General features: G+C 74.7%; 14 protein-coding genes. 6 read left to right on the forward strand and 8 right to left on the reverse strand.

Annotation, left to right across the window (positions count from 1 at the left end):
* Both ACFT41_RS15915 and ACFT41_RS15920 read left to right on the forward strand, forming a co-directional pair.
* A partial coding sequence (locus ACFT41_RS15915) for a S8 family peptidase (RefSeq protein ID WP_377613898.1) occupies window positions 1–1,164 on the forward strand: 1,164 nt, incomplete at its 5' end.
* 65 nt (window positions 1,165–1,229) lie between these two features.
* On the forward strand, window positions 1,230–2,444 hold the full coding sequence (locus ACFT41_RS15920) for a S8 family serine peptidase (RefSeq protein WP_377587742.1): 1,215 nt from the start codon (window positions 1,230–1,232) through the stop codon (window positions 2,442–2,444).
* Window positions 2,445–2,530: 86 nt separating this feature from the next.
* Here ACFT41_RS15920 and ACFT41_RS15925 read toward each other — a convergent pair whose 3' ends face one another.
* Complete coding sequence (locus ACFT41_RS15925) at window positions 2,531–3,514, reverse strand: hypothetical protein (protein WP_377587741.1); 984 nt, start codon at window positions 3,512–3,514, stop codon at window positions 2,531–2,533.
* Between the two features lie 167 nt (window positions 3,515–3,681).
* Window positions 3,682–4,938 (reverse strand): family 16 glycosylhydrolase, encoded by a 1,257-nt coding sequence (locus tag ACFT41_RS15930; RefSeq protein WP_377587740.1) that lies wholly within the window; start codon window positions 4,936–4,938, stop codon window positions 3,682–3,684.
* A gap of 387 nt (window positions 4,939–5,325) precedes the next feature.
* On the opposite strand from ACFT41_RS15930, the gene ACFT41_RS15935 reads away from it, so the two are divergent.
* Entirely contained in the window at window positions 5,326–6,225 is a 900-nt protein-coding gene (locus ACFT41_RS15935; protein ID WP_377587739.1) for a hypothetical protein, read from the forward strand.
* Between the two features lie 52 nt (window positions 6,226–6,277).
* Here the strand turns inward: ACFT41_RS15935 and ACFT41_RS15940 are convergent, their stop codons facing one another.
* On the reverse strand, window positions 6,278–7,702 hold the full coding sequence (locus ACFT41_RS15940; RefSeq protein ID WP_377587738.1) for a trypsin-like serine protease: 1,425 nt from the start codon (window positions 7,700–7,702) through the stop codon (window positions 6,278–6,280).
* Between the two features lie 89 nt (window positions 7,703–7,791).
* On the opposite strand from ACFT41_RS15940, the gene ACFT41_RS15945 reads away from it, so the two are divergent.
* Complete coding sequence (locus ACFT41_RS15945; protein WP_377587737.1) at window positions 7,792–7,923, forward strand: hypothetical protein; 132 nt, start codon at window positions 7,792–7,794, stop codon at window positions 7,921–7,923.
* A gap of 30 nt (window positions 7,924–7,953) precedes the next feature.
* Here ACFT41_RS15945 and rpsD read toward each other — a convergent pair whose 3' ends face one another.
* Window positions 7,954–8,562, reverse strand: a complete 609-nt coding sequence (gene rpsD / locus ACFT41_RS15950) for a 30S ribosomal protein S4 (protein WP_377587743.1) — start codon at window positions 8,560–8,562, stop codon at window positions 7,954–7,956.
* Window positions 8,563–8,846: 284 nt separating this feature from the next.
* On the opposite strand from rpsD, the gene ACFT41_RS15955 reads away from it, so the two are divergent.
* Both ACFT41_RS15955 and ACFT41_RS15960 read left to right on the forward strand, forming a co-directional pair.
* Window positions 8,847–9,344, forward strand: coding sequence for a DUF2470 domain-containing protein (locus ACFT41_RS15955; protein ID WP_377587736.1), 498 nt, complete (start codon window positions 8,847–8,849; stop codon window positions 9,342–9,344).
* A gap of 56 nt (window positions 9,345–9,400) precedes the next feature.
* Window positions 9,401–9,781 (forward strand): YccF domain-containing protein, encoded by a 381-nt coding sequence (locus ACFT41_RS15960; RefSeq protein WP_377587735.1) that lies wholly within the window; start codon window positions 9,401–9,403, stop codon window positions 9,779–9,781.
* Between the two features lie 24 nt (window positions 9,782–9,805).
* Here the strand turns inward: ACFT41_RS15960 and ACFT41_RS15965 are convergent, their stop codons facing one another.
* From ACFT41_RS15965 to kdpB, 4 genes are all read right to left on the reverse strand, one after another.
* Window positions 9,806–10,492, reverse strand: coding sequence for a response regulator (locus tag ACFT41_RS15965; protein WP_377587734.1), 687 nt, complete (start codon window positions 10,490–10,492; stop codon window positions 9,806–9,808).
* A complete protein-coding gene (locus ACFT41_RS15970; RefSeq protein ID WP_377587733.1) occupies window positions 10,489–13,095 on the reverse strand; it encodes a DUF4118 domain-containing protein in 2,607 nt (868 codons plus the stop codon). Before ACFT41_RS15970 ends, ACFT41_RS15965 begins: the two co-directional genes overlap by 4 nt.
* Before the next feature lie 106 nt (window positions 13,096–13,201).
* Window positions 13,202–14,083 (reverse strand): potassium-transporting ATPase subunit C, encoded by an 882-nt coding sequence (locus ACFT41_RS15975; protein WP_377587732.1) that lies wholly within the window; start codon window positions 14,081–14,083, stop codon window positions 13,202–13,204.
* Window positions 14,083–16,281, reverse strand: coding sequence for a potassium-transporting ATPase subunit KdpB (gene kdpB, locus ACFT41_RS15980; protein ID WP_377613899.1), 2,199 nt, complete (start codon window positions 16,279–16,281; stop codon window positions 14,083–14,085). Before kdpB ends, ACFT41_RS15975 begins: the two co-directional genes overlap by 1 nt.
* Between the last annotated feature and the right edge of the window lie 6 nt (window positions 16,282–16,287).

Here is a 16,287-nt window from a genome sequence, read left to right on the forward strand (position 1 = left end):
GCCACGGTCGGTGCGCCGGCCAGCGCGGCGCCCGCCACCGGCGACATCCTGTCCGCCGGCAGCGCCACGGCCGTCAAGGACAGCTACATCGTGGTGCTGAAGGACAGCGCCGTCGGCGGCCGGGCCGGCACCCGGGCCGCCGCCGTCGCGAACTCGGCCGGCACGCTCGCCAGCCGGTACGGCGCCACCGTCGGCCACGTCTACGGCGAGGCGCTCAACGGCTTCGAGGTCCGGCTGTCAGAGCGGGCCGCCAAGCGGCTGGCCGCCGACCCGGCCGTGGCGTACGTCGAGCAGAACCAGACGATGACGACCACCGCGACCCAGACCAACCCGCCGTGGGGCCTGGACCGGATCGACCAGGCCGCCCTCCCGCTGTCGGGCACCTACAGCTACACCAGCACCGGCTCGGGCATCACCGTGTACATCATCGACACGGGCATCCGGACCACCCACAGCCAGTTCGGCGGGCGGGCCGTCGACGGCTACGACGCGGTCGACAACGCCCTGCCGGCCGCCGACTGCAACGGCCACGGCACGCACGTCGCCGGCACCGTCGGCGGTTCGACCTACGGCGTGGCCAAGAACGCCCGGCTGGTGGCCGTGCGGGTGCTCAACTGCGCCGGCAGCGGCACCACCGCGGGCGTCATCGCCGGCATCAACTGGGTGACCTCCAACCACCAGGCCGGCCAGCCGGCGGTGGCGAACATGAGCCTCGGCGGCGGCCTCAACACCTCCCTGAACTCCGCCGTGGCCGCCTCGATCGCCGACGGCGTCACCTACGCGGTGGCCGCCGGCAACTCCAACGCCAACGCCTGCAACTACTCCCCGGCCGCCGTGCCCACGGCGATCACCGTCGGCGCGACCCAGAGCAACGGCGCCCGGGCGTCCTACTCGAACTACGGCACCTGCGTGGACATCTTCGCGCCGGGCTCGAGCGTGCTGTCGGCCTGGTACACCAGCGACACGGCCACCAACACCATCAGCGGCACCTCGATGGCCTCCCCGCACGTGGCCGGCGCCGCCGCCCGCGTGCTGCAGAACAACCCGTCGTGGACCCCGGCCCAGGTCGCGTCGTACCTGGTCTCCACCGCCACCACCGGCACGGTGACCAGCCCCGGCACCGGCTCGCCGAACCGCCTGCTCTACCTCTCCCCCACCAGCTGACCTGACGACCAGCCGCCGGCCCCGGGGTCACCGCCCCGGGGCCGGCGCGTCGGAAAGGACCGCACATGATCGTTCCTGGCACCCGACGCCGGCGGTCGCTGGCGGCCGCCCTCGGCGTCGGCCTCGCCCTGGGCGCGGGCCTGGTCGCCGCGTCGCCGGCCGCCGCGGCCACCGGACAGATCCGGCACGCCGGCGGCGGCACCGCCGTGCCGGACAGCTACCTCGTGCTGCTGGACGACCGGGCCACCGCCGGGTCGGCCGCGTCGGTCGCCGCCACCGCCGACCGCCTCGCCGGCAGGTTCGGCGGCGTACGCGGCCACGTCTACCACGCCGCCGTACGCGGCTTCGAGATCCGCCTGCCCGAGCGGGCCGCCCGCCGGCTGGCCGCCGACCCGGCCGTGGCGTACGTCGAGCAGAACCACGTGACGGCGCTGGCGGCCGGCGTCCAGCTCAACCCGCCGTCGTGGGGGCTGGACCGCATCGACCAGCGCACGCTGCCGCTCGACGGCCGGTACGCCTACCCGAACACCGCGCCGAACGTGCACGCCTACGTCCTCGACACCGGCATCCGCGCCACCCACGCCGACTTCGGCGGCTCCGTCACCGGCGGGTACGACGCCGTCGACGGGGCGCTGCCGGCCGACGACTGCAACGGCCACGGCACCCACCTCGCCGGCACCGTCGGCGGCCAGCTGCACGGGGTGGCCAAGGACGTCCGGCTGGTGCCGGTGCGGGTGCTCAACTGCACCGGCAGCGGCACCTGGTCCCAGGTCATCGCCGGCATCGAGTGGGTCACCCGGTACGCGGTGAAGCCCGCCGTGGCCGTCATGGGCCTCGGCGGCAGCGCCAGCAGTGCCGTGGACGCCGCGCTGACGGCCTCCATCAACTCCGGCGTCACGTACACGGTGCCCTCGGGCAGCTCGGCCAGCAGCGCCTGCAACTACTCGCCCGCGCGGGTGCCCGCGGCGCTCACCGTCTCCGGCACCGTCTCCACCGACGCGAGGATGAGCTCGGCCAACTACGGCACCTGCGTGGACATCTTCGCCCCCGGCGGCGGCATCACCTCGACCTGGCACACCGGCGACACCGCCACCGCCACGGTCAGCGGCAGCCCGATGGCCGCCGCGCACGTCGCCGGCTGCGCCGCCCTCGTGCTCTCCGACCATCCCACCTGGACCCCGGCGCAGGTGGCGGCGCACCTCGCCGCCACCGCCACCGCCGGTGTCGTCGGCAACCCCGGCACCGGCTCGCCGAACCGGCTCCTCTACTGCGGGCCCTGATCCACTACCGCCCCTGACGCCCCGGCGACCGGGACGGACCGCCTGCCGCCCGCCCCGGCGACCGGGACGGGCGGCGGCCACCCGGGTCAGCGCCGCAGCACGGTGACCGCGTCGGCGCCGCCGACCAGGTCCAGGTCCAGCCGGTCGGTGGCGGTCTCCCAGCCCGGGGTGGTGATGACCGCGCCGCCGGCCACGCCGACGCGGCGGTCGGCGTGCACCGTGACCGAGCCGGCGCCCCGGACCGCCCGCACCCGCACCGGCCGCAGGTCCGGCACGGAGACCGTGAGCTGGTTGACCCCGGCGGTCAGCCGCACGGCCAGGCTGCCGTCCCCGGCGGGCAGCCGCAGCTCCGTGCGGTCGGTGCCCCCGGCCAGGTCCACGCCGAGCAGCCGGCCGGCGCGCAGGTCGAGCAGCTGGGTGCTCGCGCCGCCACCCATCACCAGCCGCCAGGCCACCCGCGAACTGAGCCGGATCTGCACCGCCCCGGGCCCCGCCCGGCCGGTCGGCGCCAGGTGCAGCGCGACGCCCTCGGCGGTGCGCACCGGGCGCGGGACGCTGTCGCCGTCCGCCGGGGTGCTGATCCGGTAGAGGTCCGCGCCGAGGTCGGCGATGCGCAGCTCGACGGCGGTGGTGCCGGTGACCAGCTCGAACGCGGCCCGGGCCCGCCCGCCCAGGGGCGCGGTGACGGTGTGGGGGACGCCGCCGCCTGCCGCCGGATCGCCTGCCGCCGGGCCGCCGCCGCCCACCGCCGGCGCCGGCCCGGTCCCGGCCGCGCGCAGGCCGGGGGGACCCGAGGCGAGTGCGAGCGCGCCGGCCGCGAGCAGGGCCAGGATCACCCCGACTCCGACGATGCCGACGACGGGCCGACGACGGGGGGCCACCCGGCGGTCGGGTTCGACGTCGATCACCGGGCCGGCGAAGAAGCCCGGCCCACCGTACGCGTCGGCCCGGTGCGTGTCACCGATGTCGACGCCGACGTGGGGATCGGGCTCCACGACGACGCCGGTGACGACGCGCGGCCGGTGACCGTCGATGTCGGACGGTGCGGGACGCGTCTCGGGTACGGACATGCGCTGACCTCTCTCCCCAGTAAACGGCACGGGGGAGTACGGATCCGAGGCCCGGATCGATCGACGCTCGGCGCCGCGTCCTGATCCTCGCCACCGGACGGCCGCTTCTCGCCACCGGACGGCCGGGCCGCCGCCGGCGTACCGGCGGCGGCCCGGGTCGGGTCGGGTCAGTAGCGCGACCACTTCTGGTTGGCCGCGCCCGTGCAGTCCCAGAGCTGGAGCTTGCCGCCGTTGGCCGGGTTCTGGTCGCGGACGTCGACGCAGCGGCTGGCGCTGAGGTTCACCAGGTCGCCGCCGGCGTTGAGGGTGAACCGCTGGACCGGGTTGCCGTTGCAGGTGACGAGGTTGACCTCGGTGCCGTTCGCGGTGCCGGCCCAGGCCGGGTCCATGCACTTGCCCATCGCCCGCACCGTGCCGTCGGAGGCGAACGTCCAGGCCTGGGCGGCGGTGCTGTTGCAGTCCCAGATCTGCAGCTTGGCCCCGTCGACCGGGTCGGCGCCGGGGATGTCGATGCACCGCCCGCTCTGCGCGCCGCGCAGCCGGGTGGTGCCGGCCGGCGGGTTGCCGCCGGAGGTGTAGCCGGAGACCCGGACGTAGTCGACCAGCATCTGCTGGGGGAACTGGGTGGTGGCGTCGGGGTAGCCCGGCCAGGTGCCGCCCACCGCCACATTGAGGATCATGAAGAACGGGTGGTCGAACACCCAGCGGTTGCCGCCGAGCCGGCTCGGGTCGACGCGGTGGTACTCGACGCCGTCGAGGTACCACACGATCGAGTTGGGCTCCCAGTCCACCCGGTAGGTGTGGAAGGCGTCGGCGAGCGGGGAGCCGATGGTGCGACTGTTGGTGATGCCGCCGCCACCGGAGTAGCCCGGGCCGTGGATGGTGCCGTACACGGTGTTCGGCTCGCGGCCGATGTTCTCCATGATGTCGATCTCGCCCGCGTTCGGCCAGCCGACACTGCCCATGTCGTTGCCGAGCATCCAGAACGCCGGCCAGATGCCCTGGCCCCGGGGGATCTTGATCCGGGCCTCGAACCGGCCGTACGCCTGGGTGAACGTCGCGGCGGTCAGCAGCCGGGCGGAGGTGTACTCGCACCGGCCGTAGTGGCACTGGTAGTTGGCCGGGTTCTCCTTGCGGGCGGTGATCACCAGGTTGCCCTGGCCGTCGTGCACGGCGTTGCTCGTGCTGTTCGTGTAGTACTGCCGCTCGTTGTTGCCCCAGCCGCTGCCGCCGATGTCGAACCGCCACCGGTTCTGGTCGACGGGCGTGCCGGCCGGCGCGTTGAACTCGTCCTGCCAGGTGATCGGGCCGATGGCCGCCGCGGCGGGTTCGGCGTGGCCGGGCAGGACGAGGGCCACGGTGGAGGCGACGAGCGCGGCGGCGGCGAGGGCGAGCGCCCGGGGGACGGATCGGAGTCTGGTCACTGGGTCTCCTCGGTGGACGGTCCGGACGACCACGCCGGGTGCGGCGGGCCGGTCGGCGACGGCATGCAGAGAGCGCCCTCTCTAGCGAAGTCTGTCGATGCGCACCCTTTCCGTCAAGGCTGTTGCCGGTTCCGGAGGGTCACCGGGGAAACCCGAGGCGTCGCCCCGGCGGACCGGCTGCCGGCGGGACCCGTAGAGTCTCGCCGTGATCGAGATCGGCGCGCGGATCGACCTGTCCCACCCCACCGACCGGGTCTGGCGCGCGTTGACGGACCCGGCGCTGCTGGCCCGCTGGTACACCGAGGTCGAGCCCGCCCCGGCCAGCCGGGACGACTGCTGCTCTACACGGCGGGGCTGCCCGGCTTCGACGCCGCTGTCGACGCGGAGGTGGCCGAGCAACGGGAGCCGGAAGCGATCGTCCTGCGCTGCCAGGAGGCCGGCCGGCGCACCCTGCTGAGCTGCGACGTCACCCCCACCGCCGAGGGCTGCCGGCTGGCGGTCCGGGAAAGCCTCGAACACGGCGGCTGGCCCGTCGAGCAACGCGTGCGCCGCGAGCAGTTCTACCAGCAGGCGCTGACCGGGCGGCTGCCCGCCATCCTCGACTGGCTCGCCTTCCAACAGGTCGACCTGCTCCGCGACCAGGGCCCGCCGACGGCCGAGATGCCGATCGTCGGGGCGCTCGGCGGCACGCCGCCGCCGGCCCGCCGCCGACGCACCGCGCTGGTCGTGGCGCTCGGCGGTGGCGTGCTGGTCACCGGGCTGACGGCCTGGGTCCTGCTGCCGTCGAGCCCGGACCACGCCGCCGCCCCCGACCCGGCGACCGTCCCGCCCGTCGCGACCACCGCCGCCACCAGCGGTCCACCCCGGGCCACCCCGTCCGCGCGGCCCACCCGCGGCGCCACCCGCAGCAGCGCCCGCCCGAGCCGCTCCGCCTCGCCCACGCCGTCGCGGACGCTCACCCCGTCCCCGTCACGGGCACCCCTGACCGCCCGGTACGCGACCGTGGCGACCCGGCTCTTCGGCTACACCGGCGAGGTGGTGATCGACAACCCGGCCGGCGCGGCGGCCCGCGACTGGACGGTGGTGCTCACCCTGCCCTCCGGCAGCACGATCGGCGACGTCGACGGCGGCGACTGGCGGCAGGACGGCCGCTCCGTCACGATCACCGGCCCGGCGGTGCCGGCGGGCGGATCGCAGACGGTCCGGTTCGACGTCCGCGACGCCGACCCGTTCGTCAAGGCGCCCGAGGCGTGCGCGGTGGCCGACACCCCGTGCGCCGGCCTGTGAACACGGCGGGGCGCCCGTTCCCCGTGGAGACGGACGCCCGGCTCGTCGCGGGTCAGTACTTGTAGATGATGCCCGGCAGGATCTTCTCCGCCAGGCGGATGTCGGTGAACCACTCCCGGCACGGTGACTCCAGCGAACCGGTGTAGTGGTCGCCACCGCCCCCGCCGCCGCCGCTGTGGATGCCCTTGGCCACGATCTTGCCCGCCGAGTTGATCGTGAAGATCGGGCCGCCGGAGTCACCGGGAGCCGTGCAGTGGCCGTGTTTGGTGCCCTTGGTCATGTTCCGGGCGACCGTACCGTCGTCGTACCGGACGGTGGTCCCGGTCGCGACGACCTTCCAGTTGCAGATGGAGCCCTTGGTGCTGCCACCGGTGCAGTACTTGTCGCCGATCTTCGGCGAACGCGAGGCCGGACCGGCCACGGGGCGGTTGGTGCTGGAGGTCGGCCCGCCGGTCCACATGTGCGCCGCCATCCCGAAGCCACTGTTCATCTTCACCAACGACAGGTCGCCGCTGTAGTAACCCGCACCGTTGATCTTCACGGAGCCGGTGGAGTTGTTCCAGTTGTCGTCGATCACCTTGCCGACGGCCGAGGAGTACCGGTCCATGTAGACGTTCTGGCTGGCGGTGGTGCAGTGGCCCGCGGTGACGAAGTACCGCTCGCCCTGGTGGGTCCAGCCGAACCCGATGGTGCAGCCGTCCGGGCCCATCTTCGCCCCGCCGTAGAACGGGCTCGTGTCGTTGTGCCGGGCCTGCGACGCGCCGGCGGTCTCCCCCGGCGTGAGTCGCAGCGCCACCATGTCGGCGGCGTACCGGGTGGCGAGGGCGGCCCGCATCCCCTCGGTCACGGCGGACGCCTCGACCACGACCCGGTTACGGGGCGCGTCGACGTACGCGGAGTACATCGACGCCTGGCCGACCAGCCCGGCCGTGAGCACCTCGTCGCGGACGGCGGAGAGTCGGCTGAGGCTGTACTTCGCCGCCGGCGTCGCCGGGTAGTAGAGCGTGGGAATGGCCTGCGCGGCGACCGCCCCGCCGCGCGTGGCGGCGGAGGTGGCCGTCGCCTCCTTGTCGGCGGCCTCCCCGGGCACCGTCTCGTCGACGCCCGACTCGTCGGGCAGGTCCGGGATCGGGATGGCCGCGGCAGCGTACGGCACGGCTGTGACGTCGCCGGTGGACACCACCGGCGCGCTCACCCGGGCGGTGCCGGGGTCGTAGAACGGCGGCGCGAGCGCGTCGGGCCTGCCCTCCGCCCGAGCCTCGGCCGTCTCCAGGGCGGCAGCCTCCCGCGCCGGCAACTCGATGGCCGTGTCGGCGGGTTCCCCGGTGAAGACGGCGACCGCCGTCGCCGTCGCCGGGACGTCGCCGGTGACCGCCGTGTCGGCGGACGCCGGCGTCGGCGCGACCACCACCGCGCCGGTGACCAGCAGCCCCAGCGCGACGATCCGGGCCCCACCGGTGGTCAGACGTGACCTCATGCAGTTCCTTCCGCAGACGGGTCCACCGCGGACCCGAAGGCGGTCAGACTGCGGGGCGGCGCCTGCCACCGGCCAGCCATTCTCCTGCCATGCCCGGCTGCCGGCCCGCCGGACGGATCACCGGAAGGGGCGGCCCCGGCCCAGGGCGTCGGCGTACCCAGCTCGAGGTGCCGGCCCAGGTCGACGCGATGATCGACCTGCACCTGGAGCTCACCGGCTGACCACGCACCGGCCGGGCCGGCACGCCCGGGTCAGCGGGAGTAGTGCTCGACGACGAGTTGTTCGTCGCAGATCACCGGCACCTCGACCCGCCGGGGCGGCCGGGTGAGCCGGGCGGCGAGGCCGGCCAGGTCGACGTCGAGATACGGCGCGGGCCGTTGCGGGGCGTGCGCTCCCCCGGCCGCGAGCAGGAACGGCGCCTTGCCCCGGCTGCGTTCGGCCACCGCGATCTCGTCGCCGGGGCGCAGCCGCGCCGACGGGCGGTCCACCCGCCGGCCGTTGACCGTCAGGTGCTGGTGGGTGACGAGCTGCCGAGCCTGGTAGATGGTGCGGGCGAACCCCGCGCGCAGCACGAGCGCGTCGAGCCGGGTCTCCAGGTCGACCACGAGTTCCTCACCGGTCTTGCCCGGCCGGCGCACCGCCCGGTCGAACGCCCGCCGCAGCTGCCCCTCCCGCAGGTCGTACTGCGCCTTGAGGCGCTGCTTCTCCAGTAGACGGACCTTGTAGTCGCTGTCCCTGGTCCGGGCCCGGCCGTGGTCTCCGGGCGGGAACGGGCGGCGCTCCAGGTACCGCACGCACTTGGGGGTCAGGGCGATGCCGAGCCGACGCGACCGCTTGGCCTTGGGGCGGGACTGATTCATCATCTGCCTCTCAGATAAGGTAAGGCTAACCTAATAGGAGGTGCAGATGTCGGGCAACATCCCCCCGGCCGCCGTCGCGGTGGCTGTCGGCACACCGGCAGAGCGGCTGCGTACCCTGCTCGTGGCCGCCGACTCGGTGACACTGCTGACCTCGACGCACCGGGCCGACCTCACCGGCCGGCACCGCGTGGGCCCCGACGGCCGGGTACGCGTCGAGCTGCCGGCCGACTCCGGCGCGGCCCACCACCTGGCCCGGGAGGGGGGACGTCCCCGCCGTCGTCCACGTGGTGGACCTCGCCCCGATCCCGATGCCCGACCGGGTACGCGGCCAGGCGACCCTCACCGGCTGGCTGACCGTCGAGGGCCTGCGGGGCCGGCGGACCGACCTCGTCGCGGCGCTGCACCTCGCCACGGCCGGGATCACCGACACCGGCGGCACCACCCCGATCGACCCGGACGCCTTCGCCACGGCCCGCCCCGATCCGCTCGCCCCGGCCGAGGCGGAGCTGCTGCGCCGCCTCGACGCCGATCCACGCACCATGGAGCAGCTCGCCGGGCTGGTCCCCACGCGGCTGCGGCAGGACGGTACCCGCGTCCGCCTGCTGCGGCTGGACCGCGCCGGCATCGTCCTGCGGGTGCAGGCCCCCGCGATGGCCACCGCGCGCGCTCGCGACGTACGGCTGTCCTTCGCCCGGCCGCTGCGCGACCCGGACCAGCTCGGCGCGCGCCTCGACGCACTGCTCGGCCGGCCCCCGCGAAGCAGGTCCCGCACCGGGCGCTGACCCGACACCGGGCCCAGCCCGGCCGGCCGGTGGCGGGCGTCGGTCATGCTCGAAGGGTGATTCGCTTTCTGCTGAACGTGTTGTGGCTCGTCTTCGGCGGCGGGATCGTGCTGGCTGTCGGGTACGGGATCGCGGCGCTGATCTGCTTCGTGCTGGTCGTCACGATCCCGTTCGGCGTCGCGTCGCTGCGCCTGGCCGGCTATTCGCTGTGGCCCTTCGGCCGGACCGTGGTGCCGAAGCCGGGCGCGGGCGTCGCTTCCGGGCTGGCCAACGTGCTGTGGGTGGTGCTGGCGGGCTGGTGGCTGGCGCTGTCCCACGTCGTCGCCGGCGTCGCCCTCTGCGTCACGATCGTCGGCATCCCGTTCGGGATCGCCAACTTCAAGCTCGTCCCCACCGCGTTCTGGCCCCTGGGGCGGGAGGTCGTCGACGCGCCGTGACCGGGGCCACGGAGCCCGCGATGGTCAGGGGCGGTAGCGGTAGCCCATGCCCGGCTCGGTGATCAGGTGCCGGGGCCGGGCGGGGTCGTCCTCCAGCTTGCGCCGCAGTTGAGCCATGTACTGGCGCAGGTAGTTGGTCTCGTTCTGGTATTCCGGCCCCCACACGTCGTGCAGCAGTTGCCGCTGGCTGACCAGCTTGCCGGGGTGGCGCAGCAGCTTGTCGAGCACGGCCCACTGGGTGGGGGTGAGCCGGACCGGTGCGCCGTCGTCGCGGGTGACGGTGCGGTCGACCAGATCGACGGTGTGCCGCCCCACCCGGGGGGCCGGGGTCGCGCCGTCCGCCGAGGGCGCGGCGAGGCGGCGGGTGACGGCGCGGATGCGGGCGAGCAGCTCGTCGATGCCGAAGGGTTTGGTGACGTAGTCGTCGGCGCCGGCGTCGAGGGCGGCGACCTTGTCCTCGCTGCCGGCCCGGCCCGACAACACGATGATCGGCACGCTCGTCCACCCGCGCAGGCCCCGGATCACCTCGACGCCGTCGAGGTCGGGCAGCCCGAGGTCGAGCACCACCAGGTCCGGCGGGTGGGCGGCGGCGGCCTTCAGCGCGACCGTGCCGGTCTCGGCCACCCGCACGTCGTAGCCGCGGGCGCGCAGGTTGATGCGCAGGGCGCGCAAAATCTGCGGTTCGTCGTCGACGACGAGGATGCGGCTCATTCCTGCGGCCCCTCCTGCTCCCGCTGCGCGTCCGACTCGTGCCGCCCTTCCGCCGCCGGCGGGCCGGCCCGGCCCGGCGGGCCGGCGGCGGGCAGGCGCAGCACCATGGTCAGCCCTCCGCCGGGAGTGGTCTCGGGGGTGATGGTGCCACCCATGGCCTCGACGAGGCCACGGGACAGGGCGAGGCCGAGGCCCACCCCGGTCTGGTTGTCCCGGTCGCCGAGGCGCTGGAACGGGAGGAAGACGTGCTCCCACTGGTCGGCGGGGATGCCGGGACCGGTGTCGACCACCCGCAGCTCCACCTGGCCGGCGTGGGCACTGGCGGCGACGGTGGGCGGCCGGCCGGGCGGGCTGTGCCGCAGGGCGTTGGCGACGACGTTGACCAGCACGCGTTCCAGCAACCCGGGGTCGGCCGACGCGGCGGGCAGGTCCGCGGGAATGTCGGTGGTGACGTCGGCGGCGGCCGGACCGAGTTCGTCCAGGGCGCGGGGCACCACGTCCTCCAGCCCGATCGCCGTGGCGGTGACGCCGAGCGCGCCGGCCTGCAACCGGCTCATGTCCAGCAGGTTCGCCACCAGGCGACCCAACCGGTCGAGGGACTCGTCGGCGGTGGCGAGCAACTCCTCGCGATCGTCGGCGTCGAACTCGACGTCGTGGCTGCGCAGGCTGCTTACCGCCGCCTTCGCCGAGGCCAGCGGCGTACGCAGGTCGTGGCTGACGGCGGCGAGCAGCGCGGTGCGCATCCGGTCGGCCTCCGCGAGAGGCCCGGCTGCGGCGGCCGCAACGGCGAGGCGTTCCTGACGCAGCGCGACGGCGGCCTGGGCGGCGAACGCCTCGACGACGCGCCGGTCGGCGGCCTCCAGCCGCCGGCCGGACAGCACGACGGTGAGCCGGTCGTCGACGGGCACGGCCGTCTCCCCGGCGTCGGGGCTGCCGGCCGGAGCGTCCCCGACGCTGGCCACCACCCGCCAGGCGGCCCGGTCGCGGGCCAGGTCGGGGCGGCCCCGTGCCTCGGAGACCAACTCCAGGACACTGACCGCGCGCAGCGCGAACGTCTCCCGCAGCCGGTCCAGCAGGGCCGGCAGCGGACGCTCGCCGCGCAGCACGCCGCCGGCCACGGTGGCGAGGGTCTGCGCGTCGGCGGAGGCCCGGGCGGCCTCCCGGGTGCGCCGGGCGGCCACGTCGACGACCCAGCTGACCGCGACGGCGACGCCGACGAAGACGCCCAGCGCCAACAGGTTGTCGGCCTCGGCGATGGTCAGCGTGCGAAACGGCGGGGTGAAGAACCAGTTGAGCAGCAGCGATCCGCCGAGGGCGGCGACCAGCGCCGGCCAGAGGCCACCGACCAGGGCCACCCCCACGACCCCGGCGAGGAACAGCAGGATGTCGTTGGTGAGGGTGAGGTCGGGCAGGGTCAGCAGCGCCAGGGTGAGCGCCGGCATACCGAGCACCGCGAGGGCGAAGCCGAGTAGCCGGCGCCGCCGCGACAGGGCGGCCGGCGTGGCGACCGCCCGCCGGCCGCGCCCGGCCTCGGGGTGGGTTACCAGGTGCACGTCGATCGGCCCGGACAGGGCGGTGGTGGTGACGCCGACGCCCCGGGAGAACAGCTGGGCGAGCCGGCCCCGGCGGCTCGCGCCGAGCACGAGCTGGGTGGCGTTGACGCCCCGGGCGAAGTCGAGCAGCGCCGCCGGGACGTCCGCGCCGAGCACCTGATGGTAGGTGCCGCCGAGGCCCTCGACGAGGACCCGCTGGCGGGCCAGCCGGGCGGGATCGGCGCCGGCCAGGCCGTCGCTGCGGGCGACGTGCACGGCCAGCAGGTCGGCGCCCCGGCCCCGGGCGGCGATCCGGGCGGCTCGGCGGATCAGCGTGTCCCCCTCCGGCCCGCCGGTCAGGGCCACGACGACGCGTTCGCGGGCCTCCCAGGTGTCGGAGATGCCCTGCTGGGCGCGGTACGCGCCGAGCTGGTCGTCGACGGTGCCGGCGAGCCAGAGCAGGGCCAGCTCGCGCAGCGCGGTGAGGTTGCCGACGCGGAAGTAGTTGCCGAGGGCGGCGTCGATCCGGTCGGGACCGTAGATGTTGCCGTGGGCCATCCTCCGGCGCAGCGCCTCCGGGGTCATGTCGACGAGTTCGACCTGCTCGGCGGCGCGCACGACGGCGTCGGGGACGGTCTCGCGCTGGGTGGTGCCGGTGATCCGGGCGACGACGTCGTTGAGCGACTCGAGGTGCTGGACGTTGACGGTGGACAGCACGCTGATGCCGGCGTCGAGCAGCTCCCGCACGTCCTGCCAGCGCTTGCCGTGCCGGGAGCCGGGCACATTGGTGTGGGCAAGCTCGTCGACGACGACGACCTCGGGGCGGCGGGCCAGCACCGCGTCGAGGTCCAGCTCGGTGAGCTCCACGCCCCGGTGGGTGAGGGTACACCGGGGCACCAGTTCGAGGTCGCCGATCATGGCGGCGGTGTGCGGGCGGCCGTGGGTCTCGACCAGCCCGATCACCACGTCGGTGCCGCGCGCGGCCCGCCGCTGGGCCTCCTCGAGCATCGCGTACGTCTTGCCGACGCCGGGCGCGGCACCGAGGTAGACGCGCAGCTCCCCTCTGGGCACTGTGGGGGCCTCCTTCCGTGGGTCGGCGTCGTCCGGGGGCGGGTGTCGGCGGGCCGTGCCGCGGCGGGCCGTGGGTGGTCCGTGGGTGGTCCGCCCCGGCCAGGGTTCACCGAGCGGGGAGCCGCTGGTCGAGGGCGAGGTTCAGCTCCAGCACGTTGACGCCGGGCTCCCCCAGGAAGCCCAGCACCCGTCCGGTGGTGTGCTCGGCCACCAGCCGCCGCACCGCAGCCGGGTCCGCGCCACGCTCCCGGGCCACCCGGGCGACCTGGAGTTCGGCGTACGCGGGGCTGATGTGCGGGTCGAGGCCGCTGCCACCGGCGGTGACCGCGTCGGCGGGCACGGCCGGGTCGGCCGGGGCGTCGCCGCGCACGGGGACGATCACCGCCCCGGCGGCGACGTAGTCCTCGCCGGGCCGCGCCAGCTCCACCGCGACGCCCTGCCAGGCCGCCACGAACGGGGTGGCGGGTGCGGTCTGGTTGACGCTGACGACCCTGGTGACCGGGCCGGTGAACCCGTCGCGATGGAACACGCCGAGGACGGCGCCGACCCCGTCGGCGGTGCAGTAGGGTCGCCGCCCGTCCACCCCGTTCAGCGCGCCGACGGCCCGGCTGCGGGCGCAGACCTGGGTGAGCAGGCTCGGGGACGACCCGGCGGGGTCGGCGGACAGGGTGTCGACGACGCTCTCCGGGCCGAGGTTGCTCGCCGCCGTGGAGGTGGGATCGTAGCCGTCTCCGGCCGCCGAGGGGCGGGACTGGAAGTAGCGCGGGACGGGGTCGCCGTCGGCGTCGGTGAACGCCTGGCCGATGAGCGCGCTGCCGACGGTGCGGCCGTCGGCGGTGACGAGCGAGCCGCCGGCGCGGGCGTCGAGGCCGGGCAGCCGGCCGGCGGCGACCAAGGCGAGCGGGTACGCGAGGCCGAGCAGGGCGGTGAAGACGAGCAGGGCGCGCAGGGCGGCCAGGTGTTGGGCGAGCCAGGTGGGTAGACGCATCACGAGATCCCCGGGACGAACTGGACGAGCAGGTCGATGAGCTTGATGCCGACGAACGGCACGACGATGCCGCCGAGGCCGTAGACCAGCAGGTTGCGGCGCAGCAGTGTCGCCGCCGCCGCCGGCCGGTACCGCACGCCGCGCAGGGCCAGTGGGATGAGCGCGACGATGACGATCGCGTTGAAGACGACGGCCGAGAGGATCGCGGACTCCGGGCTGGCCAGCCGCATGACGTTCAGCGTGTCCAGGCCCGGGTAGATGCCGGCGAACATGGCCGGGATGATCGCGAAGTACTTCGCGATGTCGTTGGCGATGGAGAAGGTGGTCAGGGCGCCCCGGGTGATGAGGAGTTGCTTGCCGATCTCGACGATCTCGATGAGCTTGGTCGGGTCGGAGTCGAGGTCGACCATGTTGCCGGCCTCCTTCGCCGCCGACGTGCCGGTGTTCATGGCCACCCCGACGTCGGCCTGGGCGAGGGCGGGTGCGTCGTTGGTGCCGTCGCCCGTCATCGCGACCAGCCGGCCGCCCTCCTGCTCCCGCTTGATCAGGTGGAGCTTGTCCTCCGGCGTGGCCTCGGCGAGGAAGTCGTCGACGCCGGCCTCGTCGGCGATCGCCTTCGCGGTGCGCGGGTTGTCGCCCGTGATCATGACGGTGCGGATGCCCATCCGGCGCATCTCGTCGAAGCGTTCCCGCATGCCCGACTTGACCACGTCCTTGAGGTGGATCACGCCGAGCGCCCGCGCCGGTTCGCCCTGGACGTGCTCGGCCACCACGAGCGGGGTGCCGCCGAGCCCGCTGATCTCGTCGACCACCTGGCCGACCTGCTCGGTGGGGTGGCCGCCGTGCTCACGGACCCACTTCATCACGGCTGCCGCCGCGCCCTTGCGGACCCGCCGGGCGGGGCCGGTGGCGTCGCCGTCCGGGGCCAGGTCGACGCCGCTCATCCGGGTCTGGGCGGTGAACGGCACGAACGTGGCGTGCGGCACGAAGCCCGGTTCCCGCTCCCGCAGCCCGAAGTCGTTCTTGGCGAGGACGACCACGGACCGGCCCTCGGGGGTTTCGTCGGCGAGGCTGGACAGTTGGGCCGCGTCGGCCAGCTCGGCGGCGGTGACCCCCTCGACGGGCAGGAACTCGGCCGCCTGCCGGTTGCCGAGGGTGATGGTGCCGGTCTTGTCCAGCAGCAGGGTGTTCACGTCACCGGCGGCCTCGACGGCCCGGCCGCTCATGGCCAGCACGTTGCGCTGCACCAGGCGGTCCATGCCGGCGATGCCGATCGCCGAGAGCAACGCGCCGATGGTGGTGGGAATGAGGCAGACCAGCAGCGCCACCAGGACCACGCCGCTGACGCCGGCGTCGGTGATCGCGCCGGTGTCCGGTGCCGCGCCCTGGTAGCCCTTCGAGAAGATGGCGAGGGGCTGGAGCGTGACCACGGCCAGCAGGAAGACGACGGTGAGCGCGGCGAGCAGGATGTTGAGCGCGATCTCGTTCGGCGTCTTCTGCCGGTTCGCGCCCTCGACCAGGGCGATCATCCGGTCGATGAAGCTCTCCCCCGGCCGCTGGGTGATCCGCACGACGATCTGGTCGGAGAGCACCCTGGTGCCACCGGTGACGGCGCTGCGGTCGCCACCGGACTCCCGGATGACGGGGGCGGACTCGCCGGTGATGGCCGACTCGTCGACGCTGGCGATGCCCTCGACGACGTCCCCGTCGCCGGGGATGATCCCGCCGGCGGAGACGAGCACGACGTCGCCCTGCCGCAGTTCGGGGGCGGGTACCGCCTCGTCCCGGTAGGCGTTGGCGGGCGCGCCCGGGGTCCAGCCGACCAGCCGGGTGGCGATGGTCTCCTGCTTGGCCCGGCGCAGGGTGGCGGCCTGTGCCTTACCGCGCCCCTCGGCGACCGCCTCGGCGAGGTTGGCGAAGACGACGGTGAGCCAGAGCCAGCCGGTGATGGCCCAGGCGAAGACCGAGGGGTCGGTCGCGGCGAGAACGGTGGTGAAGGCCGCGCCGATCTCCACGATCAGCATCACCGGGTTGCGCCACAGGGTGCGCGGGTCGAGCTTGCGCAGCGCGTCCGGCAGGGCGGCCAGGAGCTGCCCCGGGTCGAGCAGGCCGCCGCCGGCCGGGTTGCCCCGGGTGGCGGGCGTGCCGGCTGTCCCCGCGTCGGCGGTGCCGTGCGGTGCCGGCGTGGACGTGGTCATGTCCTT

The organism is Micromonospora sp. NPDC057141, from assembly GCF_042670805.1.
Lineage (GTDB): Bacteria > Actinomycetota > Actinomycetes > Mycobacteriales > Micromonosporaceae > Micromonospora.